The following is a 23163-nucleotide window of genomic DNA, read 5'->3' as shown; positions in this document are numbered from 1 at the left end:
TCAGAAATCTGTTCAACGACTATCTAATTGGAACCGGCATTCTGACAGAGCTGACTATCGCTTTCCTGTCGATAGTCATTTCTTTTGCGGCTTCGGCGGAGGAAGATTGTCTCAACATCTTTGCCCACATGCGGGATGTTTTGCTTTCGGTTCTAGAGTTGATCGAAACTGAGCGGCTGCCTGAAACCAACACCTTTATCCAGCATAGTTTTGGCGGATCCAAATTTGCAGCACACGATGATAAGCATGTGAGCACCGGATACGAACAGCATGGTGCAAAGGCTTATATCCAGGGACCCGTGTTTACCACCGGGTCAGCGCATCTTCGTCTTCGTCCTTGGCCGAAACCCACTCCGCACCAGCGGTGGTGATTTCTTTCTTCCAGAAGGGGGCGCGGGATTTTAGGTAGTCCATCAGATATTCGGCCGCCTCGAACGCATCCTTGCGATGCGGTGCGGCAGTGGCCACCATCATGATCCGATCCCCCGGAGCGAGCCTGCCATGCCGATGGATCACCAGCACATTGCCCAGCGACCAGCGGTCCATTGCTTCTTGCGCAATCTGGGTCAAGGCCCGTTCCGTCATGCCCGGATAATGCTCAATCTCCATCACGTCCAAATCGCCCGTGGCCAGATCACGCACAACACCGGTAAAGGTCACGATTGCGCCATTTGCAGCATCGCCCGCCGCAAAGTCATTTGCCTCGGTACCTAGGTCAAACGGGTCTTCCTGCACCACGATGCGCATGACCTCAGCCACCTGTCATTGGTGGGAAAAAGGCAACCTCACGAACGCCCGCCAACGGGGCGTCAAAATCCGACAATTCCTGATCCAGCGCAACACGTAAGGCCGACAGATCCGCAAAGGCCGCTGCATAGCGATCCTCGCGCGCGCTAAGTTCTGCGACCAGATCGGATACGGTGGCGGCCTCGGTTTCAACCCGTTCTTTCGGCAGGCCAATCCGTTCGCGGACCCATGCGAAATACAGCACATCCATCCCTTAGTTCTCCTTCAGGTGTGGCATGGCTTTACGTAGGTAGTCATAGCCGGTGATCAATGTCAGCGCTGCTGCGATCCACAGCAGCCACAGGCCGATCCGACTGGACCAGAACATCCCTTCAAGATGCCAGCGCAGGCCGTTCAGGTCGTCTTCTTGCCCGGTCAGAATCTGGTCGATCAGCGTTGGGTCCATGCCGAAGCTGGCCATCACAAAGTAATGCTCGAAGATGCCCTGTGAAAACAAGACGGCTATCGCCACCATCTGGGCCGTGGTTTTCCATTTGGCAAGTTTGGTAACTTTCAGCGTCCCAGCCGTATCACCCAGATATTCGCGCAGGCCTGACACAAAGACCTCTCGGAACAGGATCACAGTGGCAGGCAGGACCAGCCACGGCGTCCAGTGTTCGGCCGAATACCCGACCAAGATCATCAGCGCGATCACCACCATCGCCTTATCGGCAATCGGGTCCAGCATGGCGCCAATTTTTGTTTCCTGCTTCCACGCTCGTGCCAGATAGCCATCGAACCAGTCGGTTAAGGCGGCTGTCAGAAACAGGATCAACGCGAACCAGTCGGCATAGGGCCGGGTGAAATATAAAAACATCACGGCCAGCCCCGGGGCTGCCAGCAGACGCAGGACGGTCAGAATATTGGGTAGGTTCCACTTCATGCAGCGGACCCTACATCGCTAAAATCCAACAGAAAAGATAGACAGTCAAAAAACCGTACTTGTCCCATGAACTTGGTCAAAGCGCCGCAGGCAGGGCGTGGTGCGTCCATGCCCCTTGGAGTTTGTTCTTTTTGCGGTCAGGTTCACCGCACGTATCCGGGACAGAAGGCACATCATGACAGCTCATATACAAACCGATGCCCGGTCAAATCTGACCGGCAGCCTGTGGATGATCGCCGCAATGGCGGGGTTTGCGCTGGAAGACGCGCTGTTGAAAGCGGCTTCGGGTGCCGTACCGATCTGGCAGGTGATGGTTCTGTTCGGGGTGGGTGGGGCGCTGGTCTTTGCGGCGGTTGCACTGGCGCGCGGCACGCAACTGTTTCAGCCGGATGTCCTGTCGCGCCCGATGAAAGTGCGCGTGCTCTTCGAGGTATTCGGACGGTTATTCTATGTCTTGGCCATTGTGTTGACGCCTTTGTCCTCAGCTACTGTGATTTTGCAGGCCACTCCGTTGGTCGTTGTCGCTGGCGCTGCGCTGATCTTTGGTGAAACAGTTGGCTGGCGACGGTGGAGCGCGATTCTGATCGGTCTGATTGGCGTTGTAGTCATCCTGCAACCGACCGGAGACAGCTTTTCGGCGCTGTCCATTCTGGCGGTGCTGGGCATGTTGGGCTTTGCCGGTCGCGATCTGGCCAGCCGCGCAGCCCCGGCGACACTGGGGACCGAGGTTTTGGGCTTTTACGGCTTCCTCAGCATCATCGTTGCCGGTTTGGCCTATCGCCTGTGGGAGGACGTGCCAATCGTCCCGCTCGATCTGTACAACGGTCTGTTTCTGACCGGTGCGGTGCTTATGGGTGTGATGGCATATGCCTCGCTTATGAAGGCGATGCGGATCGGAGAGGTCTCGGCCGTGACGCCGTTCCGCTATACGCGTCTGCTGTTCGGTATCGGTCTGGGCGTGTTCCTGTTCGGCGAGCAACTAGACCAGACTATGTGGATCGGCAGCGCGCTGATTGTGGCCTCGGGGCTGTACATCCTGTGGCGCGGGCGGCGGGCCTAGCCCTTGTCGTGGAAGAAATCATAGACCTTTTGCGCCAAGCCGGCCGAAATCCCTTCGACCGCTTTCAGATCGGCCAGGTTGGCCCGGCCAACTGCTTTGGCGCTGCCGAAATGAGCCAACAGGGCACGTTTGCGCGCGGCCCCCACGCCGGGGATTTCATCCAGCGGTGTGGCCCCCACGGCCTTGGCACGCTTGGCTCGATGGGTGCCGATGGCAAACCGGTGGGCCTCGTCTCTTAGGCGCTGAATGAAATAGAGCACCGGGTCGTTGCGTTTCAGCGCAAAGGGCCTTTGGCCAGTGCGGTGAAATTCTTCCTTACCATGGTCGCGGTCAACGCCTTTGGCGACACCTATCATGGGGATCTCCTCGACCCCGTGCTGCGCCATAATCTCATGGACGGCGCTCACTTGCCCGGCGCCACCGTCAATCAGCAGCAGATCGGGCCACATTCCCTTGTCACGGTCGGGATCTTCTTTTTGCAGGCGGGTAAAGCGGCGGGTCAGCACCTCTTTCATCATGCCAAAGTCGTCACCGGGGGTCAGGTCATCTCCACGAATGTTGAACTTGCGGTAGGCATTTTTCATGAAACCGTCGGGGCCGGCCACGATCATGCCGCCCACGGCATTGGTGCCTTGAATATGGGAGTTGTCGTAGACTTCGATCCGGTTTGGCGGGGCATCCAGATCAAATGCCTCGGCGATCCCGCGCAATAGTTTGGCCTGGGTGGCACTTTCCGACATCCGCCGGGCCAGGGATTCACGCGCGTTGCGTATGGCCCCTGCGACAAGTTCTTGTTTCTCACCACGCTGGGGTACAAGGATTTCTACCTTGCGACCGGCTTTTTCGGTCAGCGCCTCCTGCATCAGATCGGCGTTTTCAATGGCATCTGACAGGATCAACTGACGGGGTGGTTCCTTGTTGTCGTAGAACTGACCCAGAAACGCCTCCATCACCTCGGCGGCTGACACATCTGCCCCGACGCGGGGATAGAAGTCCTTGTTGCCCCAGTTCTGGTTGGCGCGGATGAAGAACACCTGAACGCAAGCCTGCCCACTGTCCATATACAGGCCGATCACATCCGCCTCGGCCACACCGCGCGGGTTAATGCCTTGCGAGGTCTGCACCTGCGTCAGCGCCCGGATGCGATCGCGTAGGCCAGCGGCGCGTTCAAACTCCATCGCCTCAGACGCGGCCATCATCTGTTCGGCCAGCTCCTCTTGCACTTTGGTCGACCGGCCTGACAGGAATCTTTCCGCATCCTTGACGCTTTCACGGTAATCCTGATCCGAGATCAACCCGACACAAGGCCCAGAACACCGCTTGATCTGATAGAGCAGGCAGGGACGGGTGCGGCTTTCGAACATCGAGTCAGAACAGTTGCGCAGCAGGAAGGCCTTTTGCAGCTGGTTCAGGGTTCGGTTCACGGCACCCGCGCTGGCGAAGGGGCCGAAATACGCGCCCTTTTCCTTTTTTGCTCCCCGATGCTTTTTGATCTGTGGAAAGACATGGTCCTTTGCCACCAGAATATTGGGAAAGCTTTTGTCGTCGCGCAGCAGCACGTTGTATTTCGGTTTGAGCTGCTTAATCAGGTTCTGTTCAAGCAGCAGCGCCTCGGTCTCGGTCCGGGTCGTCAGGAACATCATCGAGGCCGTGGCCGCAATCATCCGCTCGATCCGGCCAGAGTGTCCCGGTCTTGTATAGTTCGACACCCGTGCCTTCAGATTGCGCGCCTTGCCGACGTAAAGAACTCGGCTGTCCGCATCCAGCATCCTGTACACGCCAGGTGAACTGTCGAGCGTTTTCGCATATCGCTGGATGCAGGCGTATCCTGTCGACTGGGCCGTCGAATGGGCGTCATTCTGAGAGCTGTTGGTGTCGTCTTGAGAGGTCATGGCCAAAATATGTGATTCTTTGACCATGGCTGCAATCTTGAGCACTTCAGATCAAGGGAAAACAAATCCACGTATTCTGTGGATAACTGTGCAGATAACTTTTGTGGGGCTTGAATTTTCCCTTGTTTCATTAAGGATTCCTTGATTTGCTTAAAAAATAGGCACATATGTAATCTATTGAATTTAAACAGTAAAAATTTCTACACATGGCAAGTGTATGAAAAAAAAGACATTTTTGTAACGGATTGATAACAGAAATGAGAGCGGTGCAAAACTTCCAGCACCAAACGTTATTCCACGCCCAGAACATCCGGTGTCTGCCACCCCAAATGCTGTCCGCCATCCACGCAGAGAATCTGGCCGGTGACCGCATGAGCATCCAGGAAATACCCAAGTGCAGCGGTGATGTCAGAGGGGTTTGACCCACGTTCCAGAATGGTGTTGGCGCGCTGTGCTTTGAAGTGATCTTCGGATTGCCTGTGACCCTGCATCGTCGGTCCCGGTCCGATGGCATTGACGCGGATCGCCGGGGTTAGCGCCTGAGCTGCAGTACGGGTCAACGCCCATAGCCCCATTTTGGCGACGGTGTAGGACATGAATTCGGGCGTCAGTTTGCGAACCCGCATGTCGACCATATTAACAATCAGGCCCGTTGCCAGCGGCTCTCCTGCATCATCGGTTTCAGGTTCCAGACCCTGTTCAGCCATCGCCTGAGTCAAAACGAATGGCGCCCGCAGGTTGCTGTTCATGTGGCGGTCCCAGCTTTGCCGTGTGGCCGTGTGGATGTTGTCGTATTCAAATATCGAAGCGTTGTTGACCAGGCAGGTAATGGGTCCGCCCAGCGCCTCGGATGCGCGTGGCAGCAGGGCAGCCACGCTTGCTTCTTCTAACAGGTCGGCCTGCAGAGCTACCGCATTGCGGCCTAGGGCCCTGATTTCAGCGACAACCTTAGATGCCTCTTGTTCAGAGGAGGCGTAATGGACCGCCACGTCGTACCCACGCCCGGCCAGATAAAGGGCCATTGCCCTACCAAGGCGAATTCCGGCACCGGTAACTAGGGCTCGGGTCATGCGGCCTCTCTTTGTGTCACACCAACAAGGAAATAACGTAAACCGCGTAAAGGCTTGTCAACAGAATTCCCCATCCGCGGGTGATATCCCGTTTGAAAAATACAAAGGGGACCAAAAGGAGTGATGCGCCCAGCATGACCCAAAGATCAAATCGCAGGAATTCTGGATCAACAGGAATGCGCCCAAACAGGGTTGCAATGCCGACGATGGCCAACAGATTGAACATGTTGGACCCGATAACATTGCCCAATGCGACATCGGCTTGTCGGCGCAGTGCTGCCATAACTGTGGTCGCCAGTTCCGGCAGGGAAGTTCCCACCGCTATAAGTGTCAGTCCGATTACAGTCTCGCTGACGCCGTAAGTGCGGGCAATGATTGTAGCGTTGTCGACCAGAAGATGTGCGCCCATCGGCAGGCCTATCAGTCCGAGCACCAGGTAGACTGAAATCTTCCAATAGGGCATGTCTGGATCGGCTTCTTCGAGGCCATCAAAATCGTCATCCTCAGCGCAGGCTTTGCCACAGGCCTTACGATGGGCATGGGCTTCTCGGAAAGCGGTCCATAGAACAAAGCTGAGAGCAGCCAGCAAAATCGCGCCGCTGAACAGGTTGAACACGCCGCAGAAGGCAAGGCCGATGAACAGAACGGTTGCCAGCAACATGAACACATAGTTCTTGCGGCTGTCGCATTCGCTGGTGTGCAGCGTGGCAAGCAGCGCAGGCAGGCCCAGCACCAGCAGAATATTGGCCGTGTTCGACCCCACAACGTTACCCAGGGCGATGCCTGGTGCGTTTTCCTTAATTGCACTGATTGCAATCAGAAGTTCTGGCGCCGAGGTGCCGAATGCCACGATCGTCAAACTAACGATCAACGCCGGTACTCCAATCCGCAGGCTGAGGTTCACGGCACCGCGTACCAGCGCATCACCCGCCAGCAACAGGATCAACAAACCGAGACCGGATAACAGCCATGCCGTCATGCGCGGCCTCCTTTTTCGCAGGCACAGGGACCTTTACCGATCCTGAACCGATGACAGCGCGGGCATCTTGCGGATTGCAGTTTTTTCTGCCCCGGGAACCGCAGTTTGCCGAACATTGCCAGGACGCCCATGGCAATCAAAAAGAGGGTCACGATCTTGATAATCACGTTACAAACCGAAACGTGCGTATGCGGCACGCTCCTCAAGTCCGGCAACCGCGTCCTGTGCCAAGGAGGCGCCTAACCGTGACCAGAATGGCTTGCGCAGCCCGTAACGGCGGAATTTTACTTTATCGCCAAACCGGTCCTGCATTTTGGGTTTGAGATGCGCGATGCCGTCGATCAGGCCAAGTTCATGCGCGCGGCGTGCCAGCCAGACTTCGCCAGTGAACAGATCAGCACCCGTTTCAAGCTTTGCCCCGCGTCGTGCTTTGACATGAGCAGTGAAGTTTTCGTGGATATCGCGTAGCAGGCCTTCAAGCCTTGCGACATCTTCGGGTTTTTCCGGGGCAAAGGGATCCAACATGGATTTCGAATGACCCGCCGTGTGCACTCGCCGTTCGAAACCCTGCCTCTCAAGGAAAAGATGTGCGCCGAACCCCGAAGAGATCACGCCAATCGAACCCAGTACCGAACTGTCATCGGCGTAAATCTCATCAGCTGCCGCTGCCAACCAATAGCCACCCGAAGCTGCCACATCCTCGACAAATGCGAAGACGGGAACATCCAGTTCTTTCGACAGACGCTGAATGCGCGCACCGATCAATGAACTTTGGACCGGGGATCCGCCGGGCGAGTTGACCTCAAGCGCGACGGCGGCAGGTTTGCCTTTGCGAAATGCTTTTTCGAGAACCGGTGCCAGAGTTGTGTCAGACATCGACCCGCGCCCGGACATGCCGATTGCACCCGACAAGCGCACGACCGAAACGGTTGGTTGTTTTTTGAGAAACGGCAGGCTGACCTTCATGGGTGCCGATGTAGAGTGCGCCCACGCGGTAAACAAGGGAGCGGCTGACCGTTATCGGTCGCGTGAACGTATTTACTGAAGGTGATGGGCAAAAATGCAACGCCGTCCATGGCCTAACTCCGGATGCGCCAGCCAGTTTTGAAGATCCATCCGATGATGCCCAGACACACGCCGGTAAACGCCAGTATGGCCAAAAGGCTGAACATGATCGGCACATCGGCCAGGCCGTAAAACGACCAGCGAAAGCCTGAGATCAGATAGACGACCGGGTTGAACAGGGTGATGGTCTGCCACAGCGGGGGCAGCATCGAAATCGAATAAAAGGTACCGCCCAGAAAGATCAGCGGTGTCACCACGAGTTGCGGAACCAAAGACATCTGCTCGAAATTGCTGGCCCAGATGCCGATGATGAAGCCCAGCAAGGAAAAGCTGAGGCAGGTCAGGACTAGAAATGTCGCCATGGCAAGCGGGTGTTCAATACGCAAATCCACAAAGAATGCAGAGGTCACAAGGATCACGACACCCACAAACAGCGATTTTGTCGCTGCCGCTCCGACATAGCCGATGACGATCTCGATGAAATTCACCGGCGCCGAAAGAAGCTCATATATCGTTCCCAGAAACTTTGGGAAATAGATCCCGAAAGAGGCGTTCGAGATCGACAGCGTCACAACAGATAACATGACCAGCCCCGGAACGATGAACGCCCCATAGGATACGCCTTCGACCTCTTGTATGCGGCTGCCAATCGCCGTGCCAAAGACAACGAAATACAGCGATGTCGACAGGACCGGAGATATGAAGCTTTGCGCAAGGGTGCGGAAGAACCGGGCCATTTCGAACCGGTAGATGGCAGTAATGGCGGACCAGTTCATGTGGCTTCTCCCGACACCATATTGACAAAGATCTCTTCAAGGCTGGACTGACGCGTTTGTACATCGCGTAAAATCAGCCCGGCCTCGGCCACATCGTTCAACAGGGTGGTGATGCCAGTGCGGTCGGCGTTTGTGTCGTAGGTATAAACCAGCGCGTCACCCTTGCCATTCAGTTTGAGATTGTGTGCGGCCAGACTGTCGGGGACGGTTTGAATGGGCTGGGTCAGCATGACTTCGATCTGCTTCTTTCCCATCTGCGCCATCAAAGTGTCTTTGTCCTGAACCAGTAGCAGTTCACCCTTGTCGATGACGCCGACACGGTCGGCAATGGCCTCGGCCTCTTCGATATAGTGGGTGGTTAGAATGATGGTGACACCGGCCTGCTTCAACTCGGCCACGATTTCCCACATGTCTTTGCGCAGTTCGACATCAACACCTGCGGTCGGCTCGTCCAGAAACAGAACACGCGGCTCGTGTGCCAGCGCTTTTGCGATCAGAACCCGACGTTTCATACCGCCCGATAGTTCTTTGATCGCGTTTTTGCGTTTTTCCCACAAAGACAATTTGCGCAGAATTTCTTCGATACGTGCGTTGTTCTGCCCAAGCCCGAACAGCCCGCGCGACAATCGCACAGTGTTCCAGACCTTTTCAAAGGGTTCGAGCGCGATTTCCTGCGGAACCAAACCGATCATCCGGCGGGCTGCGCGAAAATCAGTCTGGATATCGTGGCCGCCGACGGTCACGTTTCCTGAGGTTGGCGTCGTTATTCCACACACCGTCGAAATCAGCGTGGTCTTGCCTGCACCGTTGGGACCCAGAAGAGCCAGGATTTCTCCCTGCTCGATGTCCAGAGACACGCCCTTTAGCGCCTCAAAACCTCCGGCATAGGACTTTCGCAAATCCCTGATGGACAGAATTGTTGTCATGCGCCTCCCCCGTTCTGGCGGCGACACTACCCTGCGAGTTAGCCACAGAACAGGCCCAATTCACACATTTTGCTCAGCTTTCCAATTGGCCTTTCCAGTCCGGGCTTGCATTTCCTGGCTGGCCCCGAAACCCTGCGCGGGCAGGAGGACTGGTATGTTAAGTGGAATTCGGATCATCGAAATCGAGGGCTTGGGCCCCGGTCCCTTTGCCGCCATGCTGTTGGCCGATCTTGGTGCAGATGTGATCACCATCCACCGCAAGGGTCAGGCCGCGACTCCGGGCATGCCCGAACAGTCAATTCTGGATCGGGGTAAGCGCTCGATCAGCCTGAACCTCAAAGACCCGGCCGATCTGGATGTGGCCCGGCGCCTGATCGCCACGGCTGATGCACTGATCGAAGGGTTTCGACCCGGTGTGATGGAAAAGCTGGGCCTTGGCCCTGATATCTGTCGCGATCTGAACCCAAAGCTGATTTATGGCCGTATGACGGGTTGGGGACAGAACAGCTCCTTGTCCAAGAATGCCGGGCACGATCTGAACTACATCGCCCTGTCCGGGGCGCTCTGGTACGCGTCGCAACCGGACCAACCGCCGCAAACCCCGGCCACTTTGGTGGGTGATATCGGTGGCGGTGCCATGTATCTGGTCGCGGGCATTCTGGCCGGATTGCTGAATGCGGCACGCACAGGAAAGGGCTCGGTCGTGGACGCCGCCATCTATGATGGCTCGGCCCATATGATGAACCTGCTGATGAGCCTGCGCCAAACCGGAAACCTGTCAGATACTCGCGGACACAGCCTTCTGGACGGTCCCCATTGGAGCCGAACCTATGCCTGCTCTGATGGTGGATTTGTGGCGGTGCAGTGCCTGGAGCCGAAATTCTATGCCGAGTTCCTGCAGATATTGGACCTGTCTGGCGATCCCGAATTTCGGCAGCAATATGATGCTTCCACCTGGTCCGCGCTGACCCGGCGACTGGCTGAAATCTTTGCTGGCAAACCACGTGATCATTGGGCGGCGCTGTTTGCAGCAAGTGACGCCTGTGTTGCACCGGTGCTCAACCCGTCCGAGGCGCAGAACCATGCCATGAACACTGCACGCCAGACCTGGCTTGCCCCCGACGGTATGCTACAGGCCGCCGCCGCGCCGCGGTTTTCCGAGCGGGAGTGGAAGCCCAGACCCAGCCCGCGCCGCGGAGATCATACACAAGACATACTGGCCGAGCTGGACGCCCGACCCAAAGCCTAGCGGTTGCGCACTGCGTCGATCATACGCTGAACATTGTCGGGATCGGCATCGGGCGTGATGCCATGACCCAGATTGAAGATATGCGGCCCTTTGGAGAATGCATCGACAATCCGCCGGGTCTCGTCCACCAGCGCTTGACCGCCGGTCACCATATGCGACGACGCCAGATTGCCCTGTACGCAACCATCCACCTGGACATGCTCGGCGCCCCATTCCGGCGAGACCGAATTGTCCAGCGCGACGCAATCAACCCCCGTGGTTTTGGCGAACCCGATATAGCCATCTCCGGCCTCTCGCGGGAATCCGATCACCGGGATGCCGGGGTGACGTTCCTTGATGGCCTGGGTGATTACGCGGCACGGCTCGACCGCATATTTGCGGAACGCCTCACCCTTCAGCGATCCGGCCCAGCTGTCGAATATCTTGACTACCTCGGCGCCGGCCTCGATCTGGGCTGAAAGATATTCGATCGTGGCCAGCGTGATCCGGTCCAGCAGCGCTTCGAACAGCGCAGTATTCACCTCGCGCAGCGCATGGGCGGGGCCTTGATCCGGGGTGCCGCGTCCGGCGATCATGTAGGTCGCCACTGTCCACGGCGCGCCAGCAAAACCGATCAAGGTTGTCTCGGACGGCAACTCCTGTGACAGGATGCGCACTGTCTCATAGACTGGCGAGAGTGTTTCGTGGATATCCTCGACCGATTTCAGCGCATCAAACTCGGATTGCTGCGTGATAGTCGACAAACGCGGGCCTTCACCGGTGACAAACCAAAGGTCCGCACCCAGCGCCTGTGGTACCAGCAGGATATCCGCAAACAGGATAGCTGCATCGAACCCATAGCGACGGATCGGCTGCAATGTGACCTCGGCCGCAAGCTCGGGATTGTAGCACAGCGACAGGAAATCCCCGGCCTGCGCGCGCGTTGCACGATATTCTGGCAGATACCGCCCGGCCTGGCGCATCATCCAGATCGGAGGCACATCCTGCACCTGTCCTGCCAATGCCCGCAGCAGTTTCTTTGTTTCGGCCATCTGTGCCCCCAATCGTCTGGTTTGTGGCAACGGGTCTTCCTTCGGCGGCAATTTGTCAAGCTCTGCCCCCATTGTCAGGGCAATGTGACGCGACTAAAGCTGTGTCCATGACATTGACCCTGCCTTCACCCGCCTCACCGCTGAAAATCGGCACCCGTGGTTCGCCCCTGGCGCTGGCGCAAGCCTATGAAACCCGGCAGCGGTTAGGCACAGCCTTTGATCTGCCCGAAGATGCATTCGAAATCGTGGTGATCAAGACCACCGGCGACAATCGCGCGATGATCGACGCGGACCGCCCGCTGAAAGAGATCGGCAACAAAGGCCTGTTCACCAAGGAAATCGAAGAAGCGATGCTGCGAGGTGATATCGACATCGCTGTGCATTCGACCAAGGACATGCCGGTCGAACAGCCCGCGGGTCTTGTGTTGGACACGTTCCTGCCGCGCGAAGATGTGCGCGACGCTTTTATTTCGCCCAGCCTGAACTCTATTCATGACCTGCCCAATGGCGCGGTGGTTGGCACCTCGTCTTTGCGCCGCCGGGCTCAGCTGTTGAACCGGCGCCCTGACCTGAATGTGGTCGAGTTCCGAGGCAACGTGCAAACGCGCCTGAAGAAACTGACCGATGGCGTAGCGGATTGCACGTTTCTGGCGATGGCAGGTATCCGGCGGCTGAATATGGACGACGTTCCCGCAACTGCTATCTCGCCCGAGGATATGCTGCCCGCTATTGCACAAGGTACAATCGGTATCGAACGCCGCAGTGACGATCCCCGTGCTGCAGGGATGTTGGAGGCAATTCATCATAGCGAAACCGGGTATCGACTTTTGGCCGAGCGCGCCTTGCTGGCCGCGCTTGACGGGTCCTGCGAGACTCCGATTGCCGGGCTGGCTGATATCAGCGGTGGCATTCTGCGCCTGCGCGGAGAAGTCCTGCGCCCGGACGGGTCTGATTCTATCGCCGAAGACGCCACTGGCGTGATTGGTGATGGTGCAGAAATGGCGCGCGCAATGGCCGAAAAACTACTGACAAAGGCCGGCCCCGGGTTCTTTGATTGGAAGAATTGAAGAAAAATTTATTTAATGTGAACTAGTTCACTGTCGCGCTTTCAAAGATCAGGCATTAAGGATGCACACCGATTGAGAAATCGGGTTGGTCTCGAAGAAGTCGAAAGTTTTTGTTAGTCTGTCCATTTTTAAGTGGTATTCGAGGGGGCGAGACCAAACCCCGACATTCAGTCAGTAAGGGCCGCTGTCTCATTAAGACGGCGGCCCGTTTACTTTTGGGTGTCTTAAATCGCCGCGACGTCTTGAACCGCTTGCACAATCGCAGCCCGCTGGTGAAGCGATGTCAGTACATATAATTGCCTGGCTTCAAGACTGGATGCGCGGGGCAGTGGAATGATCCTCGTGCCAAGGGGCTAGAAAATTCGTCACATTTTCTTAACCGGCGTAAAGTGCAAGCGTTGATAGTACCTGTAAGAGGCGTAGAGTGTTTCAGCGCACCGCTTCATTGTGACGATTACCGGAGACCAAAATGGCCGAGACTTTCGACGAAGATCTGTTCCTCAGAGGGCTGGAGCAACGCAAAAGCACCCTGGGCGCGGAATATGTTGAGAAAAACCTGGCCGCCGCCGACGATTTTACCCGACCGTTTCAAGAGGCAATGACCGCTTGGTGCTGGGGTTTCGGCTGGGGCGACGATGTGATTGACGCCAAGACCCGGTCAATGATGAACCTGTCCATGATCGGCGCGCTGGGCAAGATGCACGAATGGGAACTCCACTGTCGCGGCGCCATCAGCAACGGCGTCAGCAAAGAAGAAATCCGGGCCATTATTCACGTGATCGGCATCTATTGTGGCGTGCCGCAGGCGCTGGAATGCTTTCGTGTCGCGCGCATGGTTCTGGACGAGGCAGAGACAACCTCTGAGACATGATCATGAATTGAGCTGTGCCCAAGCTTCATCAAGCTGAGGGGATTTTCGGGCCCGGTTTGGCAGGTGTCTGAAACACACAACGGCGCCCTATATTTGCGGGTGTCGCAAGTTGCCGATTCCTCTAGTTCTCTTAGTCCGCGTTGTTGATCCGGCCGCGTAATTCTTCGGCCTCCTGCCGCGCGGCGCGCAACCCGTCCATGGCAGCGCCCAGTTCTGCCTCGGTCTGGGTCAGCTGATTGGTTAGCTCGGCCTCACGCTGTTGCAGATAGGTGATGGCCTGATCGCGGGTTTCTTCGGCCTCATGCAATTCCTGGCTCATGCGATCCAGATCGGCGACGTCGCTTTGGCGAACACGAGACAGACGATGGGCCAGCCAGTTGGCGAACCACCCCATGCAGAAGGCTGCGAACAGGATGATGGCGGTGGCAATGATGAATTCTATTCTGTTCAACTTACTGATCCTCTGCGCCGGTATCTGCGGCGTCTTCTGGCGTCTCTGTCTCGGCCTCCAGCGCCTCAAGCCCGGTCTCGGAATTGGCAATGGGCTCGGGCCGGATCAGGCGGAATTCAATGCGACGGTTTTCTTCTCGGCCAGCCTCGGTATCGTTGTCTGCGATCGGTTCCGTTTCGCCATATCCCACGGCCGAATAGCTTGAGGTCGGAATGCGGCGTCCGCGCAGCTCGTTCAGGATCGACTGAGCCCGCGCCTGGCTAAGCTGCTGGTTCATCTCTTCGCGGCCCTGACTGTCTGTATGGCCTTGAATTTCGATCCGGATGGGGCCGCATTCGCGCAGAATCTCGGCGATCTGATTCACTGTATCGCGAGAATCCGCGGCAACCGTGGCCGATCCCGGTTCGAATGCGATTTTGCTGCTGGCCTGAACTTCGGCAAGCTGGTCTTCGCACAGCTCCGGGTCGGGCAGGCTATCTGCGGGTTTCGGCGGCTCTTGATAGGTGATCGAAAGGGTGAAACCTTTGGCATCCCCAAGCTTTTCCGACAGCAATCCGGCGATACGGGCTTTGGCGTCCGGGTCGTAGCTGACCCCGCTGAGAGAAACGTCGTCAGGGGTAACAGTCAGAGCGCCGTTATGCAGCAGAGACAACGCTTCCAGCCCCGCCAGAACACGCACCGGCCAGTCAGCGGGTAAGTCGGAGGCGATGCGGGTGGCGGTATAAACCTGTTCCGATCCAAATGCCGCGCGGGCAAAACTGTCGGCCATGTCGCGCGATGTCTCATTGCTCAGACGACCGCGCATTTGGACCAGCCCTTCGGGGCTGCGCGTGGTCGAGAACTCGGGGGGGCCGGTGGAGTCGTCGGTTTCGGCTTTGGGCAGGACGGCGTGCAGGGCGAAAACCTCGGGCAGCGCATTTTCCAGCTCGCCCACCACACGGTCAAAGACCCCAGCCTCTGTTCCCTGCGCCGCCACCAGCGTGATATCCGCATCCGAAATCGTGACCGAACCCTGACCAATCTCGGACAGGGCGCGAATGCTGAGCGTTGCCGCTTCGGGCCAACGGGGTGAGGGCACGCCCAAACCGATTGTACAGTTAAACGGGCCGGCAAGGCCTGCCTCTTTGGCAGCAGCGACGATGGCATCCCGCGCTTTTTCATTCTGGGCCGAGCAGGCATCGAACTGGCCGCCGTTGGCATCAATCAGGTAGCGCAGTGTAAAGGGGGTGATTACGGGGCGCGGAGCCGAGATCGACAACCCGATTCGCAAACTGGGAGGTGCTGCGCGGGTCAGGCTCTGTTCCAGTCGTTCTTTTTCTCGCAGGCTGTCTGCAATGGCGGTGATTTTCACCAAACCGGGGCTGGCCGATATTTTGGCGCGCGGCAGGCGGGTCAACGCTTCGAGCGCATAGTTCAACGCGTCGTCCCAGCCTTCGGGTATAGGGTAATCCGCAGTTTCCATCAGATCCGAAACGGTGTCGCCGTCCATCCGGCGCAACCTTTCGATCAGCTCGCTGCGGTCTTGGCTTGCGGGTATCAGACCAATAATCGAAATACCGCTGTCGTTTCGCAAAATTTCAGCGGAAAAGCGCGGTGCTGCCAGTTGCCGGGTGGGGGCGACCTGCATGTCGTCAATAACGCGTGAGGTATCAACCTCGGTCCCGGCTGCGGTCAGCGCATTGAATCGCGTTGCTTCGTCAATGGCTGTGCCGGTCAGGACAACGCGCAGGCCATCGGATTCGACTTCGGCCCAGTCATGCCCTTTTAGGTCAAGCGCACGCCGCACGGCGAGTTCCGACGCTTCTTCGACTTTGGTTACCGCATATCCTGCGGCCACAAGCGACAGGCTGGCCGAAACGAGGAATATCAGGGAGGCAGCTAGGAAATAGGGCAGGCGCATGTGCGGGCAGACGACTCCTGAAGTTATTGAGCAGGACTCTTACAGAGGCCCGCGCCGAGGTGCAATCAGAGCAGCACAGCAATGCAAAGGAAGATCAGCGGAATAAGGCCGGTGTCACGATTGGCGCGGAAAAGCTGCAGTAATTTGGCGTTGTCTTCAGTGTCCAGCCCACGCAGTTGCCACGTCATGTGCCATCCCATCGCCCAAGGTCCGGCAAGTGCAACGAACATGGCTGTAATTGGGGCCTGCCGCGTCATGGTGTCTATAATGGCCAGCGCCATTAGGGATACAGTGGCGACCAGGAAATACTTTAACCAATGCGCAGTATTTGTCCCGAACAGGCGGGCGGTGGATTTGATACCGATCAGCTCGTCATCCTCGGCGTCCTGATGCGCATAGATCGTGTCGTAGAACAGCGTCCAGGCGATGCCGGCCAGGTACAGAGTGATAGCCGGGCCGCCGACCGTTCCGGTATGCGCGGCCCAGGTCAGCAGGATGCCCCAGTTGAAGGCCAGTCCCAGAAATACCTGTGGCCACCAGGTGAACCTTTTGGCGAAGGGGTAGACAGCGACGGGCAACAGGGACAGCACGCCCATGGCGATGGCGGCCTGGTTGAAGCTCAGCAGAACCAACAATGCCAGCAGGCATTGCAGCACCATCCAGATCGCGGCCTGCCGAACACTGACCTGCCCAGAAGGGATCGGGCGCGACCGGGTCCGTTCCACTTTTGCATCAAAGTCGCGGTCCGAAATGTCATTCCAAGTGCAGCCCGCGCCGCGCATCAAAAAGGCACCGATGGCACAACCGATGGCGATCCAGAGGTCCTCCCACCGCGGGGTGCCGTCGCTGAGGATGGCCAGCGCCAGCCCCCACCAGCAGGGGATCAGCAGCAGCCATGTGCCGATAGGCCGATCGGCCCGGCTCAGCCGCAGGTAAGGGCGCGAGAATTCCGGCGCATAGGTGTCGACCCAGTTGCCGCTGACCGCATCAGCGACCTGACCGTCTGGTGTTGGCGCATTGCCTTGCATATGTAAGGTCTCATGAGTGCAAAGATCAGACTGTATGTAGAGCACCCTTTGGGTCCGGGGCAATCGGTAGAATTGACGCGCGAGCAGGCACATTACCTGTTCGGTGTCATGCGCCTGGCTGTGGGGGGGCAGGTTGCCTTGTTTAACGGACAGGACGGAGAATGGCAGGCCGAAGTGGCCGAAGCGGGAAAGCGTGGCGGTGTACTGACCTGTGTCGAACAGACCAAACCGCTGCAACGGCCACCTGACCTGTGGTTCCTGTTCGCCCCGATCAAAAAGGCACGCACCGATTTCATCGTTGAAAAGGCGGCGGAAATGGGTGCGGCGCGGATCATGCCGGTGCAGACAGAATTCACCAATTCCGAACGTATCCGCCAGGACCGCTTGCAAGCCCACGCGGTCGAGGCCGCCGAGCAATGCGGCGGTACCTTTGTGCCCGAGGTCGCCGATCTGCAGCGGCTGGACCGAGTTCTGGATAGCTGGCCCGAGGGGCGTCAACTGATGTTCTGTAACGAGGCCGAGGTCGGCTCGGCCCTGCGCCTGGCGGCGAATGAAAAGGGGTTGCCATGGGCGATCCTTATCGGACCCGAGGGCGGCTTTTCCCAACGTGAACGCGCCCGGCTGACCGCCTTACCCTATGCCCATGTCGTCAGTCTTGGCCCGCGTATCCTGCGCGCGGATACAGCAGCCGTTGCGGCTCTGACCATGTGGCAGCAGGCGTTGGGGGACTGGTCATGATTTGGCGTCTCGCGCAGGAGGCGGATCTACCGAAGATCGACCAGTTTCTAATGCGCCACATTCAGACGTCGATGTTCCCCTTGGCCAATCTGCGTGATTTTGGATTGCGGGGCACGGACCGACGTGCCGTTAATATCTGGGTGTTGGGCGACGAACCCCGTGCGGCGTTCTCCATCACGAATGAGGGCATGGTTTTACCGCAATGCCCCGATTGCACAGATGAAGAATTGGCCGCTGCGATTGATCTGATCCGGGGGCGTGCCTTGTTTGGAATGGCGGCTGAGGCAACACAGGCCCGCCGGATCATGCGTCTTGCGGGGTGGGAGGAACGGCCGGCAACGCTGAACAGCGATGAACCGGGTTTCACGCTGGATTTGGAACAGCTTACTATTCCGGATGCTACAAGCGCAGAATTGGTGCCTTTGGGTGCGTTTGATCGTGAAATCGTCGAAAGGTGGCGGTCTGACTACCTGATCGAAGCAATGGAATTCAATTCGTCACGAGCGCAAAAACAGGCTGGCTTGGATTGCGACGCCTATACCGCACGTGATTCTCATCGTGTGTTGCTGGTCGACGATTGGCCTGTCGCCATGACTGGTTTTAATGCGCGCTTGCAAGAAGTCGTGCAGATTGGTGGGGTCTTTACACCTCGTGAAATGCGCGGCCGTGGATATGCGCGTCTGGCCGTCGCGCTGCATCTGGAGGAGGCGCGCCGTACGGGTGCGAAACGCGCGGTTTTGTTTGCGGCTTCCGATTCCGCTGCGCGTGCTTATATCGGTATCGGTTTTCAATCCGCGGGGCAGTACTCGCTCATCCTGTTCATAAACCCAGAGGATACCGCATGAGTTTCATCCGACCCGAAGCGAAACTGGCCCTGTGGCGCTGGCGCGAAGTGCTGGTTGCCGGTGTCATTCTGTTGGTTGGCCTCAGCTGGATCAGCGGCCCGGGTGGGTTGCTGGGCTGGTTGGGCTGGGTTTTGGTGGCGGTGTCGCTTGCACTGGCCGTGATCGGGGTTCAGCGCGCCAGGTTTCGCACCGGCGTCGGTGGCCCCGGAGTTGTGACCATCGACGAAGGCCAGATATCCTATTTTGGCCCGCTGGACGGTGGCATGGTCGCGACACGGGAAATCGAGCGGTTGGCGTTGGACCCATCCTCGAACCCGGCGCATTGGGTGTTGGAACAGCCTGGCCAGCCGACACTTCACATTCCTGTGAATGCCGAAGGGGCCGAAGCGCTGTTTGACGTGTTCTCGGCGCTACCGGGGTTGAAAACAGAACATATGTTGTCGGAATTGAACGGTGGGGCCGTCCATCCCGTAGTAATTTGGGAGCGTCAGCCGATGCGCCCTGCGCATATGCGGTTGCATTGACACCGCCGTCGTTTGCGACCACGACTGACCAACAAGACAGACACATCAGGATCGGAGCACGGTTCATGTCCATCCCCCAGTCCGGCGGCGGACCGATCGAACGCCACGAGCAACTTGCCGAATATCTGGAAGCGGGCTGCAAGCCCAAAGCCGATTGGCGCATCGGAACCGAACATGAAAAGTTCGGCTATTGTAAAGACTCACTGAAACCGCTGCCATTCGAAGGCACGCGGTCGATTGTGGCGGTGCTTGAAGGGCTGCGTGACCGGCACGGCTGGGCCGAGGTGCGCGAAGCGGGCCACCTGATCGGTCTGGAAAAAGACGGGGCCAATGTCAGCCTTGAACCGGGCGGTGCACTAGAGCTGTCGGGTGCGCCGTTGGAGACGATCCACGAGACCTGCGACGAGGTGAACACCCACCTGCGCGAGGTTAAGGATATCGCTGATGAAATCGGCGTGGGCTTTATCGGTCTGGGCGCGGCCCCGATCTGGACCCATGAGCAGATGCCTCTGATGCCCAAAGGCCGTTATCGGCTGATGAACGATTACATGGAAAAAGTAGGCTCCATGGGCCGCGCCATGATGCGGCGCACTTGCACGGTTCAGGTCAATATCGACTTTGGGTCCGAGGCCGACATGGTGCAGAAACTGCGCGTCGCGCTGGCTTTGCAGCCGGTGGCCACCGCGCTGTTTGCCAATTCGCCCTTCTTTGAGGGCAAGCCCAACGGCCAGAAAAGCTGGCGCAGCCATATCTGGCGGCACCTGGACGATGCGCGCACCGGCATGCTGCCCTTCGTGTTCGAAGAGGGCTTTGGGTTCGAGCGCTACGTGCAATACGCGTTGGATGTGCCGATGTACTTTGTCTATCGCGATGGCCAGTATATCAACGCGCTGGGCATGTCCTTCCGCGATTTCCTGCAGGGCAAACTGCCCGCGCTGCCGGGTGAAACACCTACCCTGTCTGATTGGGCCGATCACCTGACCACCGCCTTCCCCGAGGCGCGGATCAAGAAATTCATGGAGATGCGCGGCGCGGATGGTGGCCCGTGGCGGCGTCTGTGTGCGCTGCCTGCCTTCTGGGTTGGCCTGACCTATGATCAGGGCGCGCTGGATGCGGCCTGGGATCTGGTCAAGGGCTGGGATGCCGAAACGCGCGAGGAACTGCGCGTTCAGGCAGCCGTCAATGGCCTGCAGGCGCGGGTTGGCGACATCAACATGCATGATCTTGCCCGCGAAGTGGTTGCGATCTCGGAAAGTGGTCTCAAGGCCCGGGCCTATCCCGGCGCAGGTGGTCTGGTTCCCGATGAGACGCATTTCCTGAACGCGCTGAAGGAAAGCCTCGATACCGGCAAGGTTCCGGCGGATGAGTTGCTGGAACACTACAATGGTGACTGGAACGGCGATCTGACCCGAATTTATCCCGAATACAGCTATTGACCCACCGCGTCCCGCTTGCATTCGCGGGGCGGGGCCGATAGCAGGTTGGCGACCAAATTCAGAGGGCGTCATGGACGATCTTAAGGCAAAATATCTGGGGCAGATCGCCGAGGCGGGCGATGAGAACGCGCTTGAGGCGATCCGCGTCGCCGCCGTGGGCAAAAAAGGTGAAGTTGCGCTGAAGATGCGCGAGCTGGGCAAGATGACCCCCGAGGAACGTCAGGTCGCAGGCCCCGCGCTGAACGCCCTGAAGGATGAGATCAACTCGGCCCTAGCCGCCAAGAAAGCCGGTCTTGCCGATGCCGCGCTGGACGAACGTCTACGCACCGAATGGCTGGACGTTACCCTGCCGACCCGCGCGCGCCGTCAGGGCTCGATCCACCCGGTCAGCCAGGCGACCGAGGAATTGACTGCGATCTTTGCCGAACTGGGTTTCTCGGTGGCCGAAGGGCCGCGGATTGAGACCGATTGGCACAATTTCGACGCGCTGAACATCCCCGGCCACCACCCCGCGCGGGCCGAGATGGACACGTTCTATATGCACCGTGCCGAGGGCGACGAGCGCCCGCCGCACGTGCTGCGCACCCATACTTCGCCGGTCCAGATCCGCTCAATGGAGCTGCAGGGCGCGCCGATCCGCATCATTTGTCCGGGCGGCGTTTATCGCGCTGATTATGATCAGACCCACACGCCGATGTTCCATCAGGTCGAAGGTCTTGCCATCGACAAGGACATCTCGATGGCGAACCTGAAATGGGTTCTGGAAGAGTTCGTGAAGGCGTTCTTCGAGGTCGACAATGTCGAACTGCGCTTCCGCGCCTCGCACTTCCCCTTCACCGAGCCCTCGGCTGAGGTCGATATCCGTTGTTCTTGGGATAACGGCCAGCTGAAGATCGGCGAGGGTGACGACTGGATGGAGATTCTGGGCTCGGGCATGGTCCACCCCAAAGTGATCGCCGCCGGTGGGATTGATCCCGAGGTCTATCAGGGCTTTGCCTTTGGCATTGGCATCGACCGTCTGGCGATGCTGAAATACGGCATTCCTGATCTGCGGGCCTTCTTTGATTCCGATCTGCGGTGGTTGCGCCACTACGGGTTTGCGGCGCTGGATATGCCGAACCTGCATGGTGGTTTGTCGCGGTAAGTGTATTCGCTGGCTGTATATCTGGCTCGATACATCGACTGGTGGCGCCGCCGTGTGGCTAGGGCACCTTTCCTTTGGTTGACCGGTATTCTTTCAGCAACGATAGCAATTCAGTTTCTAACGGTAACGTTGTTCGCATCTGCCGTCGTTTGGGTTTGGCCTCTCCTGTTAGTCGCTGTAATTCCAGGATTATGGGCGGCGATGGATGCTCTTTCACATCGGGCAGACCAAAGAAAAGAGGCGAAGGACCGACAAACGATGGTTAAAAAGCTAATCGATCAATATGCAAAAGATAGATCGAAATAGTCTTCGATAATCGTGCGCGCGATAAAGTCCATAAACAAAGTGGATTGATCGAATACTGCGCGGAGCAAAGGCCGATAGGCCGCCGCGCTATCGCCAGACCGCCGGCACGGGCTGGCGATTTGTCTCCATTAGCGCAACGCTCGAACAGTGCACGGATTTGGCCAGCATATACTGCCCTCCACAGCCCAAGGATCGCCACCCCACGGTCTGGCGATAGCGCGGCTTGTTTCAGCCTCCCACGGGGTTGTGACGTGACTTCGTGCGCGGGGCGGGTAGGCTCCGAGTTATGTTCCGGATTCTGACCTGCCTGTTTTTCCTTCTCCCGCTCCAAGCTGCAGCAAATGGCTGCCATGGCGACACGGCCTGCCCGCTGGGCGACCGCTCATACCATGTGCTGGAGCCTGATGGCTGGGACGGAAAAAGCCCTCTGCCGGTATTGCTGCACTTCCACGGTTGGGCGCGGCAGGGGGATGTGGTGGTCAACCACGAACGGATCGCCGGGGCCACGAAACTGCGCGGCGTGCTACTGGTGGCCCCGAACGGGCGCGGCAAAAGCTGGGATTTCTGGACGTCCGACACTGATGACGTCCCCTTTGCAGATCGCGTGCTAGAGGATGTGGCGGCGCGCTATCCGATCGATCCGGACCGCATCTATGTCTCGGGCTATTCCTATGGCGGCGCGATGGCGTGGCGCTATGTCTGTCAGTCCGGCGATGACGTTGCGGCCCTGCTGGCTGTGGCTGGCAGCATTCGCCAGACCGAAGATTGCCCGCAGGCTCCGCGCCAGGTGCGCCATGTGCATGGGTTGGACGACACGGTGATGGAATTTCCCTTGGGTCCGGGCGGGGACACGACCTATCCGGTGGCGTTGTGGAAGGCGAAGTTCGATTGCAACGGTGCAACCCCGCGTGGCGATTGGAGCGTGAAGCCTTTCCTGACCCTCAGCCGTGTGGAGTGGACCGATTGCGCGCAGGGGCAGGTTACGTTGGACACGCATCCGGGCGGGCATTTCATCCCTCATGGCTGGATCGGCTGGCAGTTGGATGAGCTGGCCGGACGAGCGCCGGTCTATCCCTGACCCGTTTGACAGCCCCCTACATCCGGGGTCATCTGCGCAGGCCATCTGACCAAGGAGC

The 23163-nt window shown here is 58.2% G+C and carries 23 protein-coding genes; 10 read left to right on the top strand and 13 right to left on the bottom strand.

The window, feature by feature from the left end:
• Positions 1-303 precede the first annotated feature (303 nt).
• Genes AC2FLE_RS09045 through pgsA form a run of 3 tightly spaced genes read right to left on the bottom strand, consistent with a single transcriptional unit; the run spans position 304 to position 1669 of the window.
• Positions 304-747: a molybdenum cofactor biosynthesis protein MoaE gene (locus tag AC2FLE_RS09045; RefSeq protein WP_281995277.1), complete on the bottom strand. Its 444-nt coding sequence runs from the start codon at positions 745-747 to the stop codon at positions 304-306.
• Between the two features lie 4 nt (positions 748-751).
• Complete coding sequence (gene moaD, locus AC2FLE_RS09040) at positions 752-997, bottom strand: molybdopterin converting factor subunit 1 (RefSeq protein ID WP_142635267.1); 246 nt, start codon at positions 995-997, stop codon at positions 752-754.
• Positions 998-1000: 3 nt separating this feature from the next.
• On the bottom strand, positions 1001-1669 hold the full coding sequence (pgsA, locus tag AC2FLE_RS09035) for a CDP-diacylglycerol--glycerol-3-phosphate 3-phosphatidyltransferase (protein ID WP_142635269.1): 669 nt from the start codon (positions 1667-1669) through the stop codon (positions 1001-1003).
• Positions 1670-1844: 175 nt separating this feature from the next.
• On the opposite strand from pgsA, the gene AC2FLE_RS09030 reads away from it, so the two are divergent.
• Positions 1845-2729, top strand: a complete 885-nt coding sequence (locus AC2FLE_RS09030) for a DMT family transporter (protein ID WP_281995276.1) — start codon at positions 1845-1847, stop codon at positions 2727-2729.
• Here the strand turns inward: AC2FLE_RS09030 and uvrC are convergent.
• From uvrC to AC2FLE_RS09000, 6 genes are all read right to left on the bottom strand, one after another.
• Positions 2726-4621: an excinuclease ABC subunit UvrC gene (gene uvrC, locus AC2FLE_RS09025; RefSeq protein ID WP_496696601.1), complete on the bottom strand. Its 1896-nt coding sequence runs from the start codon at positions 4619-4621 to the stop codon at positions 2726-2728. The genes AC2FLE_RS09030 and uvrC overlap by 4 nt on opposite strands.
• A 290-nt stretch (positions 4622-4911) precedes the next feature.
• Positions 4912-5691, bottom strand: coding sequence for an SDR family oxidoreductase (locus AC2FLE_RS09020; protein WP_271948592.1), 780 nt, complete (start codon positions 5689-5691; stop codon positions 4912-4914).
• 16 nt (positions 5692-5707) lie between these two features.
• Positions 5708-6670, bottom strand: coding sequence for a calcium/sodium antiporter (locus AC2FLE_RS09015; protein WP_142635277.1), 963 nt, complete (start codon positions 6668-6670; stop codon positions 5708-5710).
• Between the two features lie 168 nt (positions 6671-6838).
• Positions 6839-7636 carry a S49 family peptidase gene (locus tag AC2FLE_RS09010; protein WP_496696544.1) on the bottom strand — a complete coding sequence of 266 codons (798 nt, stop codon included), beginning with the start codon at positions 7634-7636 and terminating at the stop codon, positions 6839-6841.
• A 113-nt stretch (positions 7637-7749) separates the two neighbouring features.
• A complete protein-coding gene (locus AC2FLE_RS09005; RefSeq protein ID WP_142635283.1) occupies positions 7750-8511 on the bottom strand; it encodes an ABC transporter permease in 762 nt (253 codons plus the stop codon).
• Positions 8508-9437: an ABC transporter ATP-binding protein gene (locus AC2FLE_RS09000; RefSeq protein ID WP_496696542.1), complete on the bottom strand. Its 930-nt coding sequence runs from the start codon at positions 9435-9437 to the stop codon at positions 8508-8510. The genes AC2FLE_RS09005 and AC2FLE_RS09000 overlap by 4 nt, the downstream gene beginning before the upstream one ends.
• 154 nt (positions 9438-9591) lie before the next feature.
• Here AC2FLE_RS09000 and AC2FLE_RS08995 point away from each other — a divergent pair, with 154 nt between their 5' ends.
• Positions 9592-10686 carry a CaiB/BaiF CoA transferase family protein gene (locus AC2FLE_RS08995; protein WP_496696540.1) on the top strand — a complete coding sequence of 365 codons (1095 nt, stop codon included), beginning with the start codon at positions 9592-9594 and terminating at the stop codon, positions 10684-10686.
• On the opposite strand, the gene hemE is transcribed toward AC2FLE_RS08995, so the two are convergent.
• The gene (hemE, locus tag AC2FLE_RS08990) at positions 10683-11717 is read right to left on the bottom strand and encodes a uroporphyrinogen decarboxylase (protein WP_496696539.1); all 1035 of its coding nucleotides are present in this window, start codon (positions 11715-11717) and stop codon (positions 10683-10685) included. The two genes, AC2FLE_RS08995 and hemE, sit on opposite strands and share 4 nt — an antisense overlap.
• A gap of 107 nt (positions 11718-11824) precedes the next feature.
• Between hemE and hemC the strand changes: the two genes are divergently transcribed.
• Positions 11825-12784 (top strand): hydroxymethylbilane synthase, encoded by a 960-nt coding sequence (gene hemC / locus AC2FLE_RS08985; protein WP_271948580.1) that lies wholly within the window; start codon positions 11825-11827, stop codon positions 12782-12784.
• A gap of 469 nt (positions 12785-13253) precedes the next feature.
• On the top strand, positions 13254-13655 hold the full coding sequence (locus AC2FLE_RS08980) for a carboxymuconolactone decarboxylase family protein (protein ID WP_496696537.1): 402 nt from the start codon (positions 13254-13256) through the stop codon (positions 13653-13655).
• A gap of 130 nt (positions 13656-13785) precedes the next feature.
• Here AC2FLE_RS08980 and AC2FLE_RS08975 read toward each other — a convergent pair whose 3' ends face one another.
• From AC2FLE_RS08975 to ubiA, 3 genes are all read right to left on the bottom strand, one after another.
• Positions 13786-14106 (bottom strand): hypothetical protein, encoded by a 321-nt coding sequence (locus AC2FLE_RS08975; RefSeq protein ID WP_142635291.1) that lies wholly within the window; start codon positions 14104-14106, stop codon positions 13786-13788.
• A 1-nt stretch (position 14107) separates the two neighbouring features.
• Positions 14108-16006 carry an OmpA family protein gene (locus AC2FLE_RS08970; protein WP_496696535.1) on the bottom strand — a complete coding sequence of 633 codons (1899 nt, stop codon included), beginning with the start codon at positions 16004-16006 and terminating at the stop codon, positions 14108-14110.
• Between the two features lie 65 nt (positions 16007-16071).
• Positions 16072-17034, bottom strand: coding sequence for a 4-hydroxybenzoate octaprenyltransferase (gene ubiA / locus AC2FLE_RS08965; protein ID WP_496691859.1), 963 nt, complete (start codon positions 17032-17034; stop codon positions 16072-16074).
• Positions 17035-17046: 12 nt separating this feature from the next.
• Between ubiA and AC2FLE_RS08960 the strand changes: the two genes are divergently transcribed.
• From AC2FLE_RS08960 to AC2FLE_RS08935, 6 genes are all read left to right on the top strand, one after another.
• Positions 17047-17772 (top strand): 16S rRNA (uracil(1498)-N(3))-methyltransferase, encoded by a 726-nt coding sequence (locus AC2FLE_RS08960; protein ID WP_496696533.1) that lies wholly within the window; start codon positions 17047-17049, stop codon positions 17770-17772.
• Positions 17769-18617 (top strand): GNAT family N-acetyltransferase, encoded by an 849-nt coding sequence (locus AC2FLE_RS08955; protein ID WP_496696531.1) that lies wholly within the window; start codon positions 17769-17771, stop codon positions 18615-18617. The genes AC2FLE_RS08960 and AC2FLE_RS08955 overlap by 4 nt, the downstream gene beginning before the upstream one ends.
• Complete coding sequence (locus AC2FLE_RS08950) at positions 18614-19141, top strand: hypothetical protein (protein ID WP_142635298.1); 528 nt, start codon at positions 18614-18616, stop codon at positions 19139-19141. Before AC2FLE_RS08955 ends, AC2FLE_RS08950 begins: the two co-directional genes overlap by 4 nt.
• Positions 19142-19206: 65 nt before the next feature.
• Positions 19207-20577 carry a glutamate--cysteine ligase gene (locus AC2FLE_RS08945; protein ID WP_496696530.1) on the top strand — a complete coding sequence of 457 codons (1371 nt, stop codon included), beginning with the start codon at positions 19207-19209 and terminating at the stop codon, positions 20575-20577.
• A 70-nt stretch (positions 20578-20647) separates the two neighbouring features.
• A complete protein-coding gene (gene pheS / locus AC2FLE_RS08940) occupies positions 20648-21721 on the top strand; it encodes a phenylalanine--tRNA ligase subunit alpha (protein WP_496696529.1) in 1074 nt (357 codons plus the stop codon).
• 592 nt (positions 21722-22313) lie between these two features.
• The gene (locus AC2FLE_RS08935; protein ID WP_496696528.1) at positions 22314-23105 is read left to right on the top strand and encodes a CE1 family esterase; all 792 of its coding nucleotides are present in this window, start codon (positions 22314-22316) and stop codon (positions 23103-23105) included.
• The last annotated feature ends 58 nt before the right edge of the window (positions 23106-23163 follow it).

It is taken from the genome of Ruegeria sp. CDSA077 (genome assembly GCF_059612265.1).
This window is presented reverse-complemented; position numbering and strand designations above follow the sequence as displayed.